A 21,859-nucleotide genomic window follows, 5' to 3' on the forward strand; every position below is an offset into this window, starting at 1 on the left:
GGCGATGGCACAAGCCTGTTTTACTTCCGTTAAATTAACATTAGGATTGCCATAAATTAAGTTATCAAAAATTGTGCCATTAAACATATCAACTTCTTGATGTACAATAGCTAAACGACGACGATAACCAGAAATATCAAGGTTTTTAATATTAATTCCATCCAGTAAAATTTCTCCATTTAAAGGCTCAAAATAACGATATAAAAGTTTTATTAAAGTTGACTTTCCTGAACCTGATTTTCCCACTAACGCAACAGTTTCATAAGGTTGAATTAAGGTGTTAATATTATTAAGAATTAAATATTTATTATGATAGCCAAACGAGATATTTTTAAACTCGATTTTGCCACTAAATCTATAGTTATTTTCTGTTAAATTTTGAGGTATTAAAGTAGAAGCATCTTTTCCTAAAGGTAAATTCATAAATTCATGAAAACGTATCATGGAAGCATAACGACGAGCAAAAACTTCTGATAATGTACTAATAGGTTCAATTTCTGCATAAGCCATACTTGCCACCGTATAAATAGTGATAAAATGACCAATAGAAACTTCCTGTTTTACTGTCGGAATTAAAATAGATAAAAAAACTAAAAATAATGATAATTGTACAACAGTTCTTGACCATGTAGCAAGTTTGACATATCCTAAATGGATACGATTAATTACCACTTTATATTCTCTATTTAAGCGTTTTTTCTGTCTGATTAATTCTTGAGATTCTGTAGCAAATGCTTTGACAGTTTTAATATTGGTAATTATTTCTGAGGTTCTACTTTCAGTATTTTCTTGATGTTTGTCTAATAATTCTTCTTGTTTAATTAAATTTTTAAGGTGTATTAAAGTCAAAATTAAAATGCTAATAAAAGATAAAATAAAACCAATGGCTATATTTTTTTCTAGTAATAAAATAACCAAAAATATTCCGAAAACTCGAATTAATTTAGGTAATAATTGTCCAGCTATTTCAGGATAAGTCCATGTATGATTTGCGATACCCCTAGCAACTCTTCCCGCAATTCTTCCTGGATTATTTTCATCATAAAAACTTAGGGGTAAACTCAATATTTTTTCAATAACTTTTACTGAATAATCCCGTCGAGTTTTGAGAGTAATTTCCCAATGAAACCATGAACCAATCCAAGGCTGCATAGGAGCCCTAACTACGGTAATAATAAAAATTATAGTTACTAAAACTGTTAAGGATAAAGTTTGATTAGGATTATTAATATCAATAATTTTACTAATATTTACAATTATTATTTGTAAGAAAATATCTATTTTTTGTTCTGATATTACATTAAGTATTTGCCCAATTAAATAAGGTACAATCAGATCAATTAGCTCAAATAAACCTGTCGCTCCTATACTTAAAAAAACTGTTAATTTATAGTTATCATAATATCTAATTAAATCCTTAAAAGTAGCCATAAAATAATTAGGAATTTAAAATGAGGTATTAGGAATACTTATTACTTATTACCTAACAAAGGGCTTAAGCCCGTTGCCAAAGAAAGACATTGCCTATTACCAAAGAAAGCATTAGCCCGTTGCCAAAGAAAGACATTGCCTATTGCCAAAGAAAGACATTGCCTGAGAGTACAAGAAGTCTTATTTAATTTTCCTCTTTTTTAGGTGCTAAAGTACCAAATATCAAGGTTTTTTATAGGCTGGTTTAAAGTTTTTTTTCTCTCCTTTATTATAATTGTTTTTATCATCATCTTTTTTAACAAAACCTTTAGGATCTGGTTTATATCTAGGACAAGCATAAGGTATTACTTTTTTAATTTCTAAAGTACCTTCTTTTCTTTGACAGATAATTTTATAAACATATCCCATCCATAATTTTTTATTTTTTACCCATTCAAAGCTATTAGTAAAAGTATATTTAAACTTCTTAATAAAACCTGTTTCTTTGGCAATTTTACGCACATCTTCCATCATCATTGAGCGCTGCACGGTGATGTTTTTTTGAGCCGTCCACACTCCTGTAAATTCCCAAGTTTCAAAACCTCGAGGATTAGTGGGCATACCTTTATCCCATGCAATGATTTGCAAACTAACTAATTTATCATCCTTCATTTTCGGATAACCTCTAAACCAGTGAGAGCCTAACATGGTATCCTGATTACGGGCAATCCAATGTAATCTTGGGGTTTTAAAAGTTGCTTCTATTTGAAATCCATCGGGTAAAATCAAGATAAAGTTTTGTTCTGGTTCATTGGGTGGTACTAATATACCCTGTACTTCGGCGATCGCCTGATGGCAACCATTACCTGCTAAAATTTTATAACGCTTTTTCTCTACTTTTGGTTCTGATTTTTTAGAAGTATTTGCTTTAGTAGATTGATCTTTTTTCTCTCCAGATTTATCGTTAGTTTTGTCAGAATTAGCTGGAGTTTTCTTGTTAGATTTATTGTTATTTTTGTCAGAATTAGGTGGAGTTTTATCAGTAGAGTTGTCTTTTTCTGAAGGAGTTTTTACAGCTAAATTTTCGGAAGTAATTTCTTCTTCAGCAACCTTAATCTCATTTTCAGCAGATGCTTCTGTTACTATTTCTAAAGACTTATCTTCTGAAGGAGTTACTTGAGACAATTTTTCTTCAGAAACTAAGATCTCTGATACGCTAATAGTAGGCTCTAATGGTAAAGTTAGTGTTTCAGTATTTGAAGGGCAACATAAACGACAGGCTTGATAACCTTTTTCGATACCACTGATAAAGGAATCTAATTTTTGCCATCCGCCTTTGTGAGGCTGACAATGACGACAAGTTTCAGCGTGAATTTTATTAGTAGGGGAAACAAAATAAATTGGGATAGTTGATATTAGATTGGTTTCTTGTGTCATGGCTTACAGGAAATCGGCTTTTTTTTAGATTAGCTTATTTAGTCACAGTGTTTTATTGTAGATGTTTTTAACCCTATCGTGTAAATAGTTCATTTTATAGTACTTATGAACTTACCAAAATCTTGAAAATAAAATAATTAAATTTTAGGCTTAATGAACAGACATTACGCACTCATTTACATTTTAAGTTTTAAACTGATAATGGCAATGTTATTGTTACCACTAATTTAATCGAATTATTTTAGTATTCTGTGCTTATACTTTCATTCAATGGTTAAAAGATAACGTCGAAGTATTTAGCTTATATAAAGCTAGTTTGGGGTTGTTTATTCGATGCTCAATTTTTGTTTAAGTACCGCTAATTGAAGATTTAATATAATTATGTTTGGGTTTCGTACCCTTACACCATGAACAAGAGCATCGGCTACGCTGACAAAAATAAATGATATGATTTTCATAATGTAAATTACTAGATTTATCTGAAATTATGGCGTTAAGCAAAGAAAAATTAAATTTTCAATCAGTAATTGAAATTGTAGAATCATTGTCTGATAATGAACAAGAGCATTTGATTCAAATTATCAATTATCGTCTCAAACAAAAAGAAAAAGAAGAATTATTAAGAGCAGTTAAAGATTCTCGTGAGGCGTTTATTAAAAGGGAAGTGAAAAGTGGAACTGTAGCTGATTTAATGGCAGATTTAGAGGAAGAATGAAATTATTTTGGAGTCAAAGATTCATTAGAGATTTTAAACGTTTAATTCGTAAAAATCCCTAAATGCGCGATGCTATAGAAAAAACTTTGACAATTCTCGCCGAAGATTATACACAACAAAGTTTAAGAAGTCATAAATTAAAAGGTGATCTGCAAGGATGTTGGTCATCTTCCATTGATTATAGTAACAGAATTATTTTTGAGTTTGTTAATGATCCTGATGGGAATAGTTTAGCCATAAATTTATTGACTTTAGGCTCTCACGATGATGTTTATTAAGGAATAATATCGATCACACCTCTAACCTCAATACAACTAATCGTATTCAAAAACATGTAAATTGAGTGAAATAAAGTGCAGATCATGTCTGAAGAAGTGCCTAATTGAAGTGCTACGGGATAGGTTTGGTTTCATTAGTTGCTGTCTTCTCTATCAGGCTTAAATGAACAGACTTTCAACTAATAAAATATATAAAATATTATAAAAATAGTGAAACATAAAATGTATAAATAAATACTAGATTACTTTAAGAAGTTTTTCATTGCGATTAACGTTCCGAATATGAACTATTCCCCAAACGATCAAAAGTGTCTGAATCATATATGCAGAGCCTCAAAGCCTTGATTTTTAAACCTGAAACCCGACACCTGAAACCTGCCTGGCACCGAACATTAACAATTAATTCTATTTTTGCGTAACATCAGTTAATGAAGTTAAATACAAAGGTGGCAACTGATATAATTACTAATGGTGAATTAACTCAGTATAATAATCAGAAGAAATAAACATATCTAAGGATAACAAGCAATGTTAGCTTACTTTCTCGCCACTTTTATGGCTATTATTAGTCTAATATTATATCTCAATGCTTTTATTAGTCCAAAAATTCATCGGCAGGATGATTTCCTATGGAGTGGTTTAGGATTATTTTATGCCCTAACTCTTTGGGTTTGTGCAGGTAGAATAACAGGAGCAGTTTTATTAGGACAATCAGCTATTATAGCAGTGGCGATCGCTTTTATTTGGGAAAATCGTCAACTGAGAAAAACTATCACTGCCGAGTCAGAATCTCCTCAAGTTTTAGAAGGATTTTCATTGTTAAATTTTATTGCGATTTCCTTGGGAAAACTGTCTCAATTAACTGAGAAAAAACCAGTCACGGGTAAAGTAAAAGTTGATAAACCAGGTAAAAATAAAGAAAAAATCGATGTTGTCGAAAAAAGAAAAGTAACGGATTCAGAAGAAAGTGTTTCTGCTGAGGGAAAAACTGCATCTGTTAACGTTATTGAAGAAATTATCACTGATATTGAGGCTTCTGAAAAAGTAGAAAATATTATTGAAGAAATTGTTAACGAAACTGTAACAGATGATTCTCTCCAAGAAGATAACATTATTGAAGAAATTATCAATCAAGAAACAAAAAAAGAAGAAAATATTAATAATCATTTAGTCGATTTGCCTTTAGATAAGACTAAAACGGAAGAAAATACCTTTGATGATGATTTTGATGCTGATTCTTTGGGGTTAGAAAAATCGAAATTACCTTTAGAAAATAAACCCTCTCTTCCTTTTAAAGCTAATATTTTTAGTAAAATTTGGGGATTTTTCCGTAAACCATCTCCTCCCACAACTTCTCAACCTGAAGAATTAATTTCTGTGCCACAAACTGCTGAAAATTCCATTTTAGAAGAAGATACCCCAGAAATTGATCCTAAAACTACAGCGACAGAAGTTGAAGATGCTATAGCTAATTTACCAGAATCGAATCAGATTTCTGAAGATAGCCAAAAAATATCGGAAACATCCCCAGAAAATATCACACCAGAAACAGAGAAGACTATAGTAACATCTGTAGAAATTGTGACATCAGAAATAGTAATTATTACTGATACTGTCTTAGAATCTGATAACCCAGATGAAAATACTGATTTGTTAACAGATTTAGAATCTGATAACCCAGATGAAAATACTGATTTGTTAACGGATTTAGAATCTGATAACCCAGATGAAAATACTGATTTGTTAACGGATTTAGAATCTGATAACCCAGATGAAAATACTGATTTGTTAACAGATTTAGAATCTGATAACCCAGATGAAAATACTGATTTGTTAACAGATTTAGAATCTGATAACCCAGATGAAAATACTGATTTGTTATCCAAAAATACCGATTTATCCTCAGAAATTAATTCTCAAAATATTCCTTCAGAAGATATTATCGAAACTTTGGCGGATTTAACCATAGAAACGAAAGAAAATATAACCGTAGATTTAGAATCACCTTTAAAAAAAGATAATGAAAACCCTATTGATGAATTCGAGAGTCTTTTTGAGGATGAGGTTAAAAATAAACAAAATCAGTAGATAATTAAAATCTCTATCACTATTCAACATTAACGAAATCACAAGATGAGTAAAAAGTATCATGTTTATGGCATGGGTAACGCCTTAGTCGATATGGAATTTAAAGTAACCCCAGAATTACTCACTCAATTAGCTATTGATAAAGGAGTAATGACTTTAATAGATGAAACTCAACAAATAGAAGTTGTCAAACATTTACCTAATCCATGGAAACAATGTTCTGGAGGTTCTGCTGCTAATACATTAGTAGCTATAAGTCAGTTAGGAGGAAAAGGTTTTTATTCCTGTAAAGTAGCTGATGATGAGGCAGGATTATTTTATCTTCAAGATTTACTTAACTGTGGTTTAGATACTAACTTAACTGTTGAAAATCGCCCTAGGGGTATCACTGGCAAATGTTTAGTTTTAGTTACCGACGATTCATCTCGCACTATGAATACTTTTATAGGTGTTACTGGAGATTTAACTCTTCAAGAATTAGATGAAACAGCCTTAAAAGATTCTGAGTATTTATATATTGAAGGTTATTTAGTCTCTTCTCCTACGGCAAAAAAAACCGCCATCTTGGCTAAAAATATTGCTGAAAAAAACCGAGTAAAAACTTCTTTCTCTTTATCAGATCCTAACATGGTGGAGTTTTTCCGAGACGGTATCTTAGAAATTATTGGCAACGGTGTTGATTTATTATTTGCCAATGAAACGGAAGCCTTAAAAATGGCTAACACTGAGGATTTCGATCAAGCGATCGCCTATTTTAAAAATATAGCACAAACTTTCGCTATAACTCGTGGCAAAAAAGGATCAGTTATTTTTGAGGGAGAAAACTTACTCGAAATTCCCGCTTTTCCCGTCACCGCAGTAGATACCGTTGGGGCAGGTGATATGTATGCGGGTTGCCTATTATACGGCATTACTAATGGTTTAGATTGGAATAGTGCAGGAAAATTAGCTTCTTTAGCTTCGGCGGAATTAGTCACCAATTTTGGTGCAAGGCTAGATACGAATAAATTAAAGGAACTTTTAAATCAAATTCGGTAATATAAGTAGTAAATAGTTAATAAGGAATAATTAATAATTAATAATTGTGAAACAGGTATCTTGCCTGTAATTCCTAATTCCTAATTCCTAATTCCTAATTCCTAATTCCTAATTCCTAATTCCTAATTATCCATTGTCATTATTCACAAATGAGCAAAGTTATTATTATTGGTAGCGGTATTGTAGGCAGTATGATAGCCTATGAGTTAAGTCATAATCCTAATTTAGATATTACCTTAATTGATGAAAAAAATCCTGGCACTGGTTCAACAGGTGCTGCTTTAGGAATTTTAATGGCAGTGATTAGTCATAAAACAAAAGGTAGGGCATGGAAATTACGAGAATCTAGCCTAGAAAGATATAATACTTTAATCCCTGAATTAGAAACTTTGACGGGTTTACAGATTCCTTATAATACTGACGGCATTGTTAAATTACTTTTTGCTGATGATGATTTGACTAAATGGGAAAAATTAGCTCAGATTCGCTCTCAACAAGGTTATACTCTCACTATTTGGGATAAATCTCTTTTAAAACATTATTGCCCTGAAGTTAATGTCTCCTCTTTATTAGGGGCTGTTTATTCTCCATGCGATCGCCAAATTAACCCAACTTTTTTAACCAAAGCCTTAGTCAAAGGTGCATCACTCAAAGGAGTTAAATCTATATTTAAACAAAAAGTACAAAACTTAAAAATCACGGATAAACGTTGTCAACAAGTAGAAATAGGCAATCAATCATTAAGCGCTGATTGGGTAATTTTAGCTACAGGATTAGGCACATCATCTTTAATCATGCCCCTAGGCTCAAATATAGCCATAAAACCAGTTTTAGGACAAGCATTATTACTTAAAAATATACAATGGCATACAAAAGAAAAATTTAACCCTGTCATCACGGGTAATGATATTCATATTGCACCCATGGGAAATGATGAATTTTGGTTAGGTGCTACAGTTGAATTTCCGAATAATGGAGACGAAATTTTAGCCGATCAAGATTTGTTACAAAATTTACATAAACAAGCCATGGAACTTTGTCCTAGTTTAGCACAAGCACCTGTAATGTTATCATGGACAGGAAAACGCCCACGCCCAGAAAGTAAATCTGCTCCTATTATCGAAAAATTAGGGCATTATGAGAATATTATCCTCGCCACAGGACATTATCGTAACGGAATATTATTAGCACCGGCTACTGCTTCATCAGTGTCAGAATTAATGAAGAGTTGCTGAAAAAGTTTTTAGTTTTTTAGTGGGGCTTACAGCAGGGCATTTTCATTCTCATTTTAAAAATAGAGAGGGAAAGAAATGAAAACTGCTGTAAATAATAGTTAATAGCTCAAAATTTAAACCTAAATTTGTGTTTATCCTAGATGTTCTATTAAAATTTTAGTACCAATTCCTACTAAAATAATTCAACCAATTATTGAGGCTTGATTTTCAAAAAAAGAACCAAATTTACTACCTACAAATACTCCAAATAAACAGATTAAAAAAGTAATAATTCCAATAAGAGTAGAGGCTTCTATGATAGGAGTTTTAATCACAGAAAAAGTTAAACCAACGGCTAAAGCATCAATACTGGTGGCAATAGCTAAAGTTAATAATATAGATAAATTACGAAAATCTATCCCCTCCTCTTCTTCATCTTGGAAGGATTCATAAATCATTTTACCGCCAATAAAAAATAATAAAACAAAAGCAATCCAATGGTCAAAACTGACAATAAAATCACGAAAAAACCACCCTGAGAACCAACCTAATAAAGGCATTATAAACTGAAAACCACCAAAAAAAGTAGCAATAATTAAATAATCTTTTAGAGTAATTTTTCTCAAAGAAATTCCACCACTAATAGACACAGCAAAAGCATCCATTGCTAAACCAATAGAAGTAAAAAAAATAGTAATTAGATTCATAAAAATAGTAGTTAGTTTTTCTTTACACAAATCTTGTTAAATTAATGCGATAACGCTCTTTTTTAGTCACTTCAATATCACCAATTTCTAATCTACCCTTACCTCTAAAGGATATTAAGTCACCGTTTTTGATATTATAACTAGGTTGAGAGATTTCCTTCCAATTAACTTTCACATCGCCGTTACTGATAGCTTCTGCCATTTTGCCCCGAGATAAACCAAAACCAAAAGAAGCCACCGCATCTAAACGTAAAGAAGCCTCTACTGTCTTCATTTCTTTGATTTTCGGAGGGCGAATTTTTAAGTCAGATAACTCAATTCTCGTGGTTTTTACTGATACAGAACGCACTTGAACTAAATTAGTTTCAAGAAAATTCACCATTTCTTCTACCACTATAACCTGTGCCCCTCTTTCTCCCAAAACAATAATATCACCTATTTTCTCTCGAACAATACCAGTGCCTAAAATTGAGCCTAAAAAATCTCGATGAGTTGCGGTATCAAATAAAAAATTGCCGGCAATATCTAAAGCTGCTAGGGGGATTTGGGTGTTATCGGCAAAAATTTCTTCTCGGTGAATGCCCACTCGTTGTCTTTCGGCTTGAGGATAACCTCCCCAAGGAATAACTTTTACTTCGGTTAATGAAGAAAAAATTTGATTAATTTCGGCTAAAACTGGTGGTGAAACAAAATCACTGATAACTAATTCCCATGTTTTAATTGCTTTTTCAGCTTTGTCAATTATACGAGCAATTTCTTCTTTATTTTCTACTTTTTTTAATAATTCTTCTCTAGGTAACATCTTTTTAATTAATATTGAATAATAATTGTAAAATAGGCATCTTTTCGCCCAATTCCTAATTCATAATTTCTAATTATTATTCTGATTAATAATAACTATAGAAGAGTCTATTGGTGATCGAAAATCATCAATAATTTTTTTGATAACACTAGCTAAAGGTACAGCTAAAAATATACCTAATAAACCGCCTAATTTTGCACCAATAAAGAGGGAAATAATTAACCAAATAGGATTTAAACCTATCAATTCTCCCATAAAACGAGGAGCGATAATATTATCAGTAATTTGGTCAATAATATTAGCAAAAAGAAAGAATAATAAAGCTAATTTCCAACTTTTAAAAACTAATAATAAAGTTCCTAAAATAGTCACAACTCCACCGATAAAAGGAACTAAACTAGCAATTCCAATACCAAAAGCGAATAGAATAGGTGAAGGAACTCCTAAAATTATAAAAATAATTCCTCTAGCAATACTAGCAAATCCAACTAAAATTAAACGACTGAAAAAATAATCTTTAAATGTATCACTTAAATAATGAGGAATTTTATCATTCCAAGGTTGAGGAAACCAACTAAAAAGTCCTTGCCAAAATTTTTCACCCCCAATAAGTAAAAAGATTGTCAAAATGAGAATAAATAAGACACTAAAAACACTGTTAATAGTAGTAAATAAAATTGTAATAGTTTGAGTTCCAACTGTTTTAAGGATGGAGGAAATTCTACTGGTTATTTCTTGAATTATAGAATCAATATTAACAGAAAATTTATCAAAAATAGGTATATCATTAGCAATATATTCATTAGCATGAGCAATCCATGTAGGTGCATTGATTAAAAGTTCATCTAATTGTTGAATTAAAATCGGCACAAAAATAAGACTAGTGGAAACTAAAATAATTAAAGCAGATAATAGGACAAAAGTAATCGCTAACGGTCTTTTTAAACCTTTATTTATCAATAAATTAATCAACAATTCCAGTAAAAAAGCGATAATACTAGCAATAATTAAAAAACTGATTAAAGGTTGAAGATAATTAATTAATAAAGTTAATAAAAATCCATTTAAACAGAGTAGAGGAAAAATCAATCCCAAACGTAACCAAGGAGGAATTTTCAATAATTTTTCTAACATAAATTATAGAATATAGAATATAAAATTTAGAATTTAGAATGAGGAATATAGAATGAGAAATGAGGAATGAAGAATAAGAAAGCAAAAGTCTCCGAGTCACCTAGTCTCTCCATCCCCTTATCATCACCCTGTCAGTATGGCTTATCTTCTACCTTGTCTGAGTCTTAAACCTTCTTGAAAACCACGATCATAATCGATAGAATTACGAGGATTATCGTATCTTAAACCATTAATACCATCTTGGCGACCTCTAAAAAATTCCTCATCAGGGCTTACAGGGCGGTATCTATTTTCTCTTGCCCGTTGGTTATTCCGAATAATAGCACTTGTGCCAACTCCTGCGCCAACTCCTAACATAAAATCGCCAAAACTAGCTTGAGCTGGTTTAATGGAAGTAGTCAAGCCAGTAATTAAAGCTGTTGTCACAAACGTGAGGGTTAAAGTTATTGATTTCATAAATTTATTTAAGTTGTTAAAATAATAAAAATGTTAAAATTTTGTTAAGATTGAGGACGTTCTTCTAACCAACCTTTAATTTCTAAATTGATAATTTTAGGTTGATTATCTATTAAAGCAAAATGAATTTTATCAGTGCTAATAGATAGATATTTTTTACCATTTTCATCGGTAATATTTGTTGCTCTAATTCTAGTAACAGTAGCCATTTGTCCATCATCAGAAATTTTAGTAGTAAAATAAGAGTTAATATATTCTCTTTGTTTAACCCCATTAAAATTATTGTTTAAAAAATCTTCATGATTCTGTTTTCCTTCAATCATAGTCGTTACTGTGGTTTCATCAGATTCTACAGTAATAGAAGAAATAATATAAGGCGATAAAAAGCTCATAAGTTGCTCGACATTTTCTTCTTTTTCCGCTTTTTCGATGGTTGCCATTACTGTTTTTATCCCTTCTTCTGTTAACTCAGGGGTTTTTTGTGCTGTTAACATTGGTTGCAAATTATTGAAAGACTCAGCTTTTACCACATTTGTGACTGTAATAATTTGACTGGTAATCAAACTGGTAATAATTAGATTGATGAAATGATATTTTTTCACTTTTTTACTTTACATTTAATTAATAATTAGACCTTGCATAAGTTTACAATTTTATTTGATTATCAGCACATACTTTATTAATAATCTGTGAATATTTGATCGAGAAATGCAATGAAAACAGTTACAATCATTAAAGTGGTAAATTTTAACTGCCCTATTCTCAAGGCTAAAGTTAATCTCAATATTTAACTTCAACGCCTTCAATTATTGATAAATTTGGTTATGGCACTGATTCAATGGTATCCCGGGCATATTAGCAAAGCCGAAAGACAATTAAAAGAGCAAATCAAAAAAGTTGATGTAGTTTTAGAGGTAAGAGACGCCAGAATACCTTTAGCTTCCCATCATCCCCAAGTCAAAGAATGGATTGGCGAAAAACCACGCATTTTAATTTTGAATCGGGTAGATATGATTAGCGATGCTTTGCGTGATGAATGGGGTAATTGGTTTCGATGTCAAGGAGAAATTCCTTTTTTTACCAACGCTAAAAATGGTAGTGGAATCAAAGCAATACAGAAGGCTTCTCAGTCAGCTGGTATCGCCATTAATGAACACCGTCATAGTCGTGGAATGTTACCTCGTCCAGTGCGCGCAGTGGTAATTGGTTTTCCTAACGTGGGTAAATCGGCTTTAATTAATCGTTTGCTGAAGCGTAAAATAGTGGCTAGTGCTAGAAAAGCAGGAGTAACCAGACAGTTGCAATGGGTGAGAATTTCCGATGAAATAGAATTATTAGATGCACCCGGCATAATTCCTTTAAAGTTAAAAAATCAGGAAGATGCTTTAAAATTAGCTATTTGTGAAGATATTGGTGACGCAGCTTATAACAATCAGGAAGTAGCACAATCTTTTGTTGATTTATTAGTCAACTTAGGTACAGAAGCTGTATTGTATTCTCGTTATGGTATAGATCCTTTAGAGATGACAGGAGAAGAGTTTATTCTTCAATTAGCACAGTTAAAGTATAACAATGATCTCGAACGGGTTGCTCGTCAATTATTGCAAGATTTTCGTAAGGGTTATTTAGGTACAATTTCTTTAGAATATCCTCCGACAATTAGTAATTAGAGTCTGCCTTAAAATATCTAAATTATCACCATAAAAAAGTTGATTATTCATCTTAACCTTAACCTCAAATTTTGTTTATAACCTTTGCCTCTTTGCGCCTTTGCGAGACAAAAAAGAGAATCTTAAATAACTTCTTAATTTGTAATACCAACGTGAGTTAAAATTTTAAAAGGTTTATGTTGAAGCAAAAGTTCTAATTCTGCTTGATTTTTTACTAATAACGCACCGGCAAAACCAATAGAATTAATAGATATTGATTCAAATTTTTCTTGACTTCTAGGTATAATCATCATCCAATCTTTTGTTATTAATAAGTTATAGTTTTTTGAGGGTATTTTATCTTCAATGTCAATGTTTAATGTGTTTAATAGTTTATAATAATATTCCAAAGTCATTTTTCCTAATTCTGAGGCTGATTTTTGCTTTATATCTTCAAAAAAGACGATGGCTTGTAGATAAGGAAAGAATGTTAAAGTGATAATTTGAGCTTCATGTTTATTAGCTAAAATTAAATTATTAATTGGTAAAGTATCAATTTCTTTTACTAAAGGATAAGGGATAAATTGTAAATGTTTATGATGTTGAGAAGCCCCTGAAATTTTACCGCCATTATAAAAACCGAAACCATTTATTTGTTTTAAAACCGTCCATAAAGAGGTAAAATCTTCAAACGTTAAGATACTATCTTGGGATTCAAATTCACGGGTAATAATTAATAGATGATGATTAACAACATTAAATTTATTTAAAATTAAGACGTGATGATTATGAATATCAGCAATAAATAAATCTTTTTCATAGGGTAAAAAAGGGTTAAAGTTTGAGTTTGATTCTTTTTGTTTTGCCTTTTGTTTTTTTTTCGCTTTATCTTTTTTATCCAAGTTTTCTAAGATTCTAACAATAAATTGAATACCTTTTTCTTCTATAATTTGATAGTGAGTAGGAATAGGATGTAAAACTTTTTTGATTAAGGCTTCTTTAGTTACTAATTCTATTTTTTCCCACAAACTTAAACTTTTTTCATTCATAATTGACAAGTCATCATTAAGAAAATTACCATTTACCCACTAACTATTATTTATTTTCATCATAAGCTAGTTTGCCTCTAAGTTGACACTTTAGGATAGCGAAGAGGTAAAAGTTTGAGTCAAGGCAACTGGTAACAAGGGGTTTAAGCCCATTACCTTGTTAGGAGTTAGGAAAAAATGTAACTTAAATGCTTCTTGGCTTACCATTGATTATTTTAGCGAATTACAAGTGCGCGCGGTTTTCGGTGGGATAGGTAAATCAAAACGAGAATGAAAATCTTTTTGCACTTTATAACTTAAACGAGGAGATATTTGTTTGACGATTTGACTTAAAAGGCGATCGCCAGTATTTTGAATCATTGACATAGGTAGTTTATAGATAAAACGAGGAAATTTGACTTTGACTTGTAAATCTAACTGCCAATTAATTTTAGTAATGGTATCGGGGGGAGTTTTTTGGCTGTGTAGAGAATAAACTTTTTTGATGCCAAGAGAGGCTTGGGAGACAGGTATAGACTCAATATCCATAATTGATGTATAATTAACTTCATAACCCGGATGATTAAATTGAGGATTAGGCACAGAATACATAGAATAATGTTTAGATTGTGGAGGCTCTAAGATTACACTCATTTGTGGTTCAACATTGTAGCCAAAAGCACCATAATGACCGATAATTAAAGTATAACCGTTTTCGCCGAAAGGTTCTGCTTTCATGGGTGAAGCACATCGCACAAACCACCCTTGATGATCATTAAGATAATTTGCTACAGTTTCTTCATCACTATACATCTCCATTATACCATAAAAATGTGTTTGAAAAACTACAGGATCTTGCTCAGGTATTTCCCATTCTTCAGCAGTGAAAGAGTTATCTAAATTATTGATTAGATTTTCGTGTGGATTTTCTTCTTGATTTTCACGAGGAAAGTTTAACTCTGACATAATGATTGCAATTGACAAGTGACAATGAAAAGTTGACAATTAGTTTTGTAATGATCAAAAGTATAGAATAAAAAATGAAGAATGATAAATGAGGAATGATAAATTGATGATTAAAAATGATGAATGAGAAAGGAAAGAGAATATTGTTTAAGATCAATTATCAAACTTTATGAATATTTAATAGCAGAAAAAAAATTTTTATTAGTCATTAGTCATTTGTTATTAGTCATTAGTTATTTATTATTGCCCATTACTCGTTCTAAATTCTAAATTCATGGCCTCTTTGCGTCAACGGTTAAATATTTCTCGATTTGCTATTCAACATCCTTGGTTAACGATTAATTTTTGGATAGCAGTTAGTGTAGCTGGATTATTGGCTTTTTCTTCTCTCCAATATGCGTTATTTCCAGATGTGACTTTTCCGGTGGTGATTATTCGCGCTTCTGGAAATTTTGAGACTGCCATTGATACAGAAAATAAGTTGACAAATCCTTTACAAAAACCGTTATTGAATCTTGAGTCAATAGAAAATATCGTTTCTACTACTTATCCAAATGAGACAGTAATTACTTCTCTTTTTTTCGCTGGTGATACTCTTGATTCGGCAACAAAAATTATTGAAAATGCCATCTCTAACGTTAAGTTACCAGAAAAAACGCAAATCGAAATTATTCCCTATAACTTAAATGAGTCTTCTGCCATTAGTTATGTTTTGACTAGCCAGAATAAGAGTTTGGAAGAAATAGCAGAAGTGGTTAACAATCAGATTCTTCCCGCTTTTAAAAATATAGACGGTATTTTGAAGGTAAAGGTTTTCGGGTTAGATTTTGCTGAAGATAAAGATATAATCCCTAGTTTTGTTAGTTTTAACGGTAAAGAAGGGTTAGGAATTTCTATTATTAAACGAGGAGATGGCAATACTTTAAAGGTAGTTAAATCTGTTGAGTCTGTGATGAAAAAATGGGAATCTTCCTTGACAGATATAACCATAAATATGGCACAAACGGAAGCAGGTTATATAAAAGAAGCGACTCAAGCAACTATTGACACTCTTTTATTGGCAATTATTTTGGCAGTGTTAGTGATTCTTCCTTTTCTTGGTAATTTTACTGCTACTCTTATCACCGCTTTAGCGATTCCTCTTTCTCTACTTGGCACTTTTATTGTTATGGCAATAGGTAATTTTAATTTAGAAACTATTACTTTATTAGCCTTAGCCTTAGTTATCGGAATTGTGGTAGATGATGCCATCGTCGATGTGGAAAATATTATGCGTCATATCGAAAATGGAGAATCACCAAAGGAAGCAGCAATAAAAGGAAGTGATGAAATTGGTTTAACGGTATCAGCTTCTACTTTAACTATCGTGGCAGTTTTTTTACCTGTTGCCTTAACTAGCGGAAATGTTGGGCAGTTTTTTAAGGCTTTTGGTTTAACTGTCTCGGCGGCAGTGATTTTTTCCTTATTAGTAGCGCGCACTTTATCTCCAGTTTTAGCAATGCTTTGGTTAGGGAAAAAACAACCTCCTTTATCCCCCTTAAAAGAAGAAAAAGCAAAAGGTAAAAGGCAAGGAATAGAAAAGATAATGAAAAAATACCGTGATTTATTGATTTGGTCATTATCTCATCGTAAAATAATTTTATTCTTCGCTTTAGTTAGTTTTATCGTTGGTGTTGCCTTAATTCCTCTGATTCCTCAAGGTTTTATTCCGCAATTAGACAGAGGAGAATTTAATATCATTTATACCACTGACTTGCCGAAAATTCCTACTGACTGGAAACTCAATCAAAATTCGGCAGAAAATACTACTACTATTAATGATGATAATTCTGGTTTTAATTGGTTAAGTGATATTAAACAGAATCCTAATGGTTTTATTTTAAGACGTACTCGCCGTGTTGGGGAAAAAATTGAAAAGGTAATTTTAGACATTCCGGAAATAGAATCTATTTTTAATATAGTCGGTTTTCGAGGACAACCGAACTTAGGTAAAATTTATATTAAGTTAAAAAACGATCGAAAAATTAATACCTTCGAGGTGCAAAATAAGGTTAGAGAAAGTTTACCTCCCCTCAAAGCAGTAAATATTAGTGTTGAAGATATTAAATTTGTTGACACCGGAGATGAGAAACCTTTTTCATTTCGTCTATTAGGTGATAATCTTACTTCTGTTTCTCAAAGCGCATTAAAAGTTAAAACAAAATTAGAAAATTTTTCTGGCTTAACCGATTTAACTGTTTCTCCTTCAGAAATTATCCCCCAAGAAAATAACAATATCCCCATTATTGAACATTTTAACGGTAAAAGAGCTATAACTTTTTCAGCAAACTTAGCCCAAGGAGAAGCATTAGGAGATTTAACCAAAAAACTTGTCACAGAAATTCAACCCCTTTTATCTGCTGATGTCACCCTTTCTCTTGGAGGTGATTCTGCGAGAATGAAAGAAATTGCCAGACAATTTGGCATTATTTTTATCTTGTCGATCGCCTTCATGTTATTGTTATTATGGGTATTGTTCGGTAGTTTATTAGAACCGATAGTGGTAGCCTTATCTTTACCCTTATCTATTGTTGGTGCAATGTTAGCGTTACTAATTACCCAAAGTGCTTTTGGTATGATTTCGTTGTTAGGGGTAATTTTCTTATTAGGATTATTAGACAAAAATGCTTTATTGTTAGTGGATTATGCTAACCAATTACGAAAAAAAGGAATTTCTCGTCAAGAAGCAATTATAACAACTGGGATGACTAGATTTCGCCCAATTTTAATGACAACTTTTTCGACTATTTTAGGAATGTTACCTATTGCCATGGGATTAGGTGCTGGTGCAGAATTAAGACAACCTATGGCAGTGGCAATTATTGGCGGATTATTAACCTCTACTATTCTCAGTTTAATTTTTGTGCCTGTTTTTTATACCGTTGTTGAAGATTTATGGTTAAAAATAATAAAAAAGTGAAATTAATTTATGAGACTTCTTGCAGAAGTTAGGGAAAAGGGAAAAAGGAAAAGTGAAAAAATTTCAGATTAAACTTAATCAATTTGATCTTAGTTTTTATTTTGCAAGATCTAAGTTAAAAAAGTGCGCGGTTTTTGCAAGGGGTTTAAACCCTTTGTTTAGTTAAAAAATGGGTAAGTAGTATGTATTTACAGACTCAAAGCCTAATGATAAAAAACCTTAAATCTGTTCCCTATTTTCTGGAGAAGTCTATTAGACTAAGATCTTGCATGACTTACATTAATACTTAATAGTTAGTTGCTAATAGTAATCCACTGATAACGATTATAAAAATACCTCGATTAGTAAACTCAAGATTATCTAACCTTTTACCTAATCCGTTAACATCGCTTTTAATGGTAGCTGTCTCAACTTTTACCTCATTTATATCCTCTGTTAATTTCTCGATTTTACGATCTACTTGGTTAAATCTCGTTTCCATGCGATCGCTTAATTGAGTTATTAAATCCTTTAACTCTCTTAAGTCGTTATCTGTTACTGTACTCATATTAAAATCCTTTTAATAGTTTACAAGTATTTCATTAAGAGTAATTAGCCGTTACTCCTAAACTAATTCTACTCTACACCGCTAATTTTAATATTCTTCTCATTCATCACCTACTTGGTTTTAGTTTAAATCTTTTTTCTTTTTGAAAGCCATACCAATACCCCCTGCTAGAAGAGTGCCTAAAATGGTTACAGGTTCAGGTACAGCAGTAGGAGTTACAGAAAATTGAGTTATGTGCAGACTATTTTGAGATCCTGTAGTTGCACCAAAGCTAGTTCCAAAAAAGGCTCGATAGTCAGTGCCATAACCAGAAGCAGTAGTACTTAGAGAGTACAAAAAGCCGACATCGGAAGAACCGGCAGTATGACGAATTAACACCACTAAATCTCCTCCTTGATAGGTATAAGGAGTATCGAAATTAATGACAGGGCCGAAGGGGTTCGTAGTAGGGTTAACAGCACCGCCCTGAAAAGCACCTGCACTAAAGGATAAACCACCATCTCGCACTTGAGAGGTATTGGACATATTACTAGCAAAGGTGGTACTCATATTAGCAACAGAATTAACGGCTTGGGCAAGATAAATCTCGTAGTCTGCAAAAGTTGTCGCTGGAGAAGAAGATCTTGAACTATTTGAAGCAATACGAAAAGTCAAACCTGTAATCTGATCTCCAATGTTAATGCCTGTTAATAAAGATGCTCCATATTGCATTTGATAGGCACGATTGAGGTCACTCAAGGCTGTACTATTTGCACTATTACTTTGTTGATTGGGTGCAACAACAGTTATACCATAGGCAGAGTTAGGAGTTACCCCCCCGACAATACAATTGCACTAGCTAGGGTAAGGGTAGATAAGGCGATATTTTTGATGGTGTTATTCATGGTCAAGATTCAGTTAAATTAATGTAACTATTGTATTTAATTTTAGGATCTTTCATAAGTTTATGGCGAGCGATTTTTTGAACTCAGATCTTGCACCAGTACAATAATACTAATAAAATAAACCGGGAAAAATCCATTTTAGGAGTTTTAAAATCTATTCTTATTACTTTTCCCCCTTCCCTTTTAATATTCAAATCGTCTAAATCAATATCTTTTGCCTCTTGTCTGACTTGGTTGGAGTTGTCTATTGTTTATTTTATTTGCAAGGATTTTCCTTATCTCAAAACTCAAATAATGAAGGTGTTAGAAAATCTAGCTAGGTTAATAATTGATCTGTTAATCTTGAGATTCTATTAATCTCCCCGTGACAAATTTATGTAAAACACTAGAAATTAGAGTTTGATAGGGTATTCCTTCCTCGATTGCTCTTGTTTGAATCGCCTCTAAATCAAGAGAAGATAATCTTAATGTAATTTTTTTATCCTGTGCAAGAGTAGCCTTAGCATAACTTTTTATTTGTTGAAGACGTTGAGCATCTCCGACTGACTGCCATTCTTCATTTTCAAAGGACTCTAACAAATTTTGTTCATCTTGATCTAATATATTCATGAATCTTTACCTAAATATTGTTTTGTGGCTTTTCGAGAAGGAATAATCGTTTTCAAGAAAATTTCTGTCTCTGTCTCTACATAAGGGATTAGAAAACAATAATTTTGTATTTTGACGATCATTAGTCGTTGATTGGGGTATTTTTCTTGATTAGGATGAATATAATCGTCTAAAACATTCCCCTGAGCGATATTGGCTAAAACCGCTTCAAATGAAATTCCTCTCTCTTTTATTAATAGCTTATTTTTGTCCTGATTCCATTTTATGACCTTATAATACATATATTTTGGGTTTTGGTAATCGTATTATAATAGTTAAGGTAGGTTTTATAAGTTTATGGCGATCGATTTTTTGAAAATGAACCTTTTTACTTCCCTTCACCGTCTAAAGATATGACTACAGCAAAAAATAAAGATGATCAAGTCAAGAGCGAATAATAATGCAGAGATTACTGATTTGGATTTAGTGCGAAAATGCCAAAAGGGCGATCAAAATTCCTTTCGTTTACTATACCAACGGTATCAACACAAAGTTAGGGCTACTTTATATAAGTTATGCGGCAGCGAATTACTTGACGATTTACAACAGGAGGTATTTTTAAAAACGTGGAAAGCATTGCCTAAGTTACGAGAAGCAAAATATTTTTCTACTTGGCTTTATCGTATTTGTTGGAATGTCGCTTCTGATCATGTTTTAGCTCTTAAGCGCGATCGTCATCGTCAACAGGCTCATCTTGATAAAGTCAAAGAATCTTTGCACACCGATTTAGGTGAATCAACCAATCACCCTCAAACAGATTTATTACATTTGCATTATCAAGAATTGATAGAGTTAGCATTGCAAAATATTAGTCTTGAACATCGTGCGGTGATTGTATTACATGATTTAGAAGATTTACCTCAAAAAGACATTGCCGAAATTTTATCTATTCCTGTGGGTACGGTGAAATCAAGATTATTTAGAGCAAGACAAATTTTACGTCAATTTTTAGAACAACAAGGAGTTAATTTATGAACAAAACAACTTCTGATAATTCATTTGACGATGAAGAATTAGTGGGTTTTTTAAAAACTTATTACCCCAATACTCCCCCAGAAACTAAATCTTGTGAAGAGTTCATTTTCAAAGTGATCGCTAATGAATCTTCTGAGCCGCAAAAAACATCTATCAAGTTAATTCAGAAGAGTTTATTCTTTTCGGGAACGTTGATAACTACTTTATTAATCATAGGCAGTTATTTTTTCAACATCAATCTGAAACCAGCAACTCAAATGGCTTCGGAAACGGAAAACTTAGAAACTTTTTTGGTTAACAGTTGGTATGGCTCAATGGCACAAGATCCAGAATCTCACACAGCCAATATTAATGGCGAATTTTAAAGTTTTAATCAATCAATTTTTACCATATTAGGAGAAAATCACATCATGAAAAGTAAAATTAATTACCTTCTCACTTTCATCACCTTAACCACTATGGGTATTAGTTTCAATGCCGTTGCTGCGGAAAAACCCATTTTTAATTCTATTAATTCAACCACAGAAATCGCTCAAAACACCAGCCCTACAAAACAAAGAGGCGAAAATAAAGGAGATAAATTAATGGAAAAACTAAATCTTAGTGCCGAACAAAAACAACGAATAGAATCTATTCGGACTAAATTTGAGCCACAAATGACCAGTATTCGAGAACAAATGCGCATAGAAAGAGAAAAAATGTCAACTATGATGCAAAATAATGAATCTCAAAATAACTTGAGAGCTCAACATCAGAAAATATCAGCTTTACAGCAACAAATGAATAATTTACGATTTGAGAGTATGTTAGAAACAAGAGAAGTCTTAACTCCTCAACAACGTCAACAATTTTCCCAAAATATGGAAGAAAGAAGAGCTAATTGGAGAGAAAAAAGAAGTAATTAAAAATGAGAAATGAGGAATT

Annotated in this window: 23 protein-coding genes; 10 read left to right on the forward strand and 13 right to left on the reverse strand. The window is 32.0% G+C overall.

Going from position 1 to position 21,859, the window contains the following annotated elements:
* On the reverse strand, window positions 1-1,431 hold a 1,431-nt coding region (locus FWJ34_RS06570), incomplete at its 3' end, for an ABC transporter ATP-binding protein (RefSeq protein WP_308254527.1).
* Between the two features lie 222 nt (window positions 1,432-1,653).
* A complete protein-coding gene (locus tag FWJ34_RS06575) occupies window positions 1,654-2,847 on the reverse strand; it encodes a hypothetical protein (protein WP_308254528.1) in 1,194 nt (397 codons plus the stop codon).
* 487 nt (window positions 2,848-3,334) lie between these two features.
* Between FWJ34_RS06575 and FWJ34_RS06580 the strand changes: the two genes are divergently transcribed.
* From FWJ34_RS06580 to FWJ34_RS06600, 5 genes are all read left to right on the forward strand, one after another.
* Window positions 3,335-3,562, forward strand: a complete 228-nt coding sequence (locus FWJ34_RS06580) for a hypothetical protein (RefSeq protein ID WP_308254529.1) — start codon at window positions 3,335-3,337, stop codon at window positions 3,560-3,562.
* 62 nt (window positions 3,563-3,624) lie between these two features.
* On the forward strand, window positions 3,625-3,840 hold the full coding sequence (locus FWJ34_RS06585; RefSeq protein WP_308254530.1) for a type II toxin-antitoxin system mRNA interferase toxin, RelE/StbE family: 216 nt from the start codon (window positions 3,625-3,627) through the stop codon (window positions 3,838-3,840).
* Window positions 3,841-4,368: 528 nt separating this feature from the next.
* The gene (locus tag FWJ34_RS06590; RefSeq protein ID WP_308254531.1) at window positions 4,369-5,928 is read left to right on the forward strand and encodes a Ycf66 family protein; all 1,560 of its coding nucleotides are present in this window, start codon (window positions 4,369-4,371) and stop codon (window positions 5,926-5,928) included.
* Between the two features lie 45 nt (window positions 5,929-5,973).
* Window positions 5,974-6,966, forward strand: a complete 993-nt coding sequence (locus FWJ34_RS06595) for an adenosine kinase (protein ID WP_308254532.1) — start codon at window positions 5,974-5,976, stop codon at window positions 6,964-6,966.
* 149 nt (window positions 6,967-7,115) lie between these two features.
* Entirely contained in the window at window positions 7,116-8,201 is a 1,086-nt protein-coding gene (locus FWJ34_RS06600; protein ID WP_308254533.1) for an FAD-dependent oxidoreductase, read from the forward strand.
* Between the two features lie 182 nt (window positions 8,202-8,383).
* Here the strand turns inward: FWJ34_RS06600 and FWJ34_RS06605 are convergent, their stop codons facing one another.
* From FWJ34_RS06605 to FWJ34_RS06625, 5 genes are all read right to left on the reverse strand, one after another.
* Window positions 8,384-8,887 (reverse strand): manganese efflux pump MntP family protein, encoded by a 504-nt coding sequence (locus FWJ34_RS06605; protein ID WP_308254534.1) that lies wholly within the window; start codon window positions 8,885-8,887, stop codon window positions 8,384-8,386.
* A gap of 22 nt (window positions 8,888-8,909) precedes the next feature.
* On the reverse strand, window positions 8,910-9,689 hold the full coding sequence (locus FWJ34_RS06610; protein WP_308254535.1) for a photosystem II S4 domain protein: 780 nt from the start codon (window positions 9,687-9,689) through the stop codon (window positions 8,910-8,912).
* Window positions 9,690-9,758: 69 nt separating this feature from the next.
* A complete protein-coding gene (locus FWJ34_RS06615; protein ID WP_308254536.1) occupies window positions 9,759-10,823 on the reverse strand; it encodes an AI-2E family transporter in 1,065 nt (354 codons plus the stop codon).
* Between the two features lie 141 nt (window positions 10,824-10,964).
* Window positions 10,965-11,279: a hypothetical protein gene (locus FWJ34_RS06620; protein WP_308254537.1), complete on the reverse strand. Its 315-nt coding sequence runs from the start codon at window positions 11,277-11,279 to the stop codon at window positions 10,965-10,967.
* Between the two features lie 44 nt (window positions 11,280-11,323).
* Window positions 11,324-11,881 (reverse strand): hypothetical protein, encoded by a 558-nt coding sequence (locus FWJ34_RS06625; RefSeq protein WP_308254538.1) that lies wholly within the window; start codon window positions 11,879-11,881, stop codon window positions 11,324-11,326.
* A gap of 222 nt (window positions 11,882-12,103) precedes the next feature.
* Here FWJ34_RS06625 and ylqF point away from each other — a divergent pair, with 222 nt between their 5' ends.
* Window positions 12,104-12,949: a ribosome biogenesis GTPase YlqF gene (gene ylqF, locus FWJ34_RS06630; RefSeq protein WP_308254539.1), complete on the forward strand. Its 846-nt coding sequence runs from the start codon at window positions 12,104-12,106 to the stop codon at window positions 12,947-12,949.
* Window positions 12,950-13,083: 134 nt separating this feature from the next.
* On the opposite strand, the gene FWJ34_RS06635 is transcribed toward ylqF, so the two are convergent.
* Window positions 13,084-13,977, reverse strand: a complete 894-nt coding sequence (locus FWJ34_RS06635; protein WP_308254540.1) for a DUF4922 domain-containing protein — start codon at window positions 13,975-13,977, stop codon at window positions 13,084-13,086.
* A 210-nt stretch (window positions 13,978-14,187) separates the two neighbouring features.
* Window positions 14,188-14,922, reverse strand: coding sequence for a DUF1997 domain-containing protein (locus tag FWJ34_RS06640; RefSeq protein ID WP_396231732.1), 735 nt, complete (start codon window positions 14,920-14,922; stop codon window positions 14,188-14,190).
* Between the two features lie 274 nt (window positions 14,923-15,196).
* On the opposite strand from FWJ34_RS06640, the gene FWJ34_RS06645 reads away from it, so the two are divergent.
* Window positions 15,197-17,881 carry an efflux RND transporter permease subunit gene (locus FWJ34_RS06645; RefSeq protein WP_308254541.1) on the forward strand — a complete coding sequence of 895 codons (2,685 nt, stop codon included), beginning with the start codon at window positions 15,197-15,199 and terminating at the stop codon, window positions 17,879-17,881.
* Between the two features lie 286 nt (window positions 17,882-18,167).
* Here FWJ34_RS06645 and FWJ34_RS06650 read toward each other — a convergent pair whose 3' ends face one another.
* From FWJ34_RS06650 to FWJ34_RS06665, 4 genes are all read right to left on the reverse strand, one after another.
* Window positions 18,168-18,428, reverse strand: a complete 261-nt coding sequence (locus tag FWJ34_RS06650; RefSeq protein ID WP_308254542.1) for a hypothetical protein — start codon at window positions 18,426-18,428, stop codon at window positions 18,168-18,170.
* A gap of 120 nt (window positions 18,429-18,548) precedes the next feature.
* Window positions 18,549-19,166, reverse strand: a complete 618-nt coding sequence (locus FWJ34_RS06655; RefSeq protein ID WP_308254543.1) for a PEP-CTERM sorting domain-containing protein — start codon at window positions 19,164-19,166, stop codon at window positions 18,549-18,551.
* A 482-nt stretch (window positions 19,167-19,648) separates the two neighbouring features.
* Window positions 19,649-19,921, reverse strand: coding sequence for a CopG family antitoxin (locus FWJ34_RS06660; protein ID WP_308254544.1), 273 nt, complete (start codon window positions 19,919-19,921; stop codon window positions 19,649-19,651).
* Window positions 19,918-20,202, reverse strand: a complete 285-nt coding sequence (locus FWJ34_RS06665) for a BrnT family toxin (RefSeq protein WP_308254545.1) — start codon at window positions 20,200-20,202, stop codon at window positions 19,918-19,920. The genes FWJ34_RS06660 and FWJ34_RS06665 overlap by 4 nt, the downstream gene beginning before the upstream one ends.
* 133 nt (window positions 20,203-20,335) lie before the next feature.
* Between FWJ34_RS06665 and FWJ34_RS06670 the strand changes: the two genes are divergently transcribed.
* The 3 genes from FWJ34_RS06670 to FWJ34_RS06680 are packed head-to-tail and all read left to right on the forward strand — an operon-like array spanning window position 20,336 to window position 21,840.
* A complete protein-coding gene (locus FWJ34_RS06670) occupies window positions 20,336-20,935 on the forward strand; it encodes a sigma-70 family RNA polymerase sigma factor (protein WP_308254546.1) in 600 nt (199 codons plus the stop codon).
* Window positions 20,932-21,300, forward strand: a complete 369-nt coding sequence (locus tag FWJ34_RS06675) for a hypothetical protein (protein WP_308254547.1) — start codon at window positions 20,932-20,934, stop codon at window positions 21,298-21,300. Before FWJ34_RS06670 ends, FWJ34_RS06675 begins: the two co-directional genes overlap by 4 nt.
* Window positions 21,301-21,345: 45 nt before the next feature.
* Complete coding sequence (locus FWJ34_RS06680) at window positions 21,346-21,840, forward strand: Spy/CpxP family protein refolding chaperone (RefSeq protein ID WP_308254548.1); 495 nt, start codon at window positions 21,346-21,348, stop codon at window positions 21,838-21,840.
* Window positions 21,841-21,859: the final 19 nt, after the last annotated feature.

The organism is Geminocystis sp. GBBB08, from assembly GCF_016743215.1.
GTDB lineage: Bacteria > Cyanobacteriota > Cyanobacteriia > Cyanobacteriales > Cyanobacteriaceae > Geminocystis.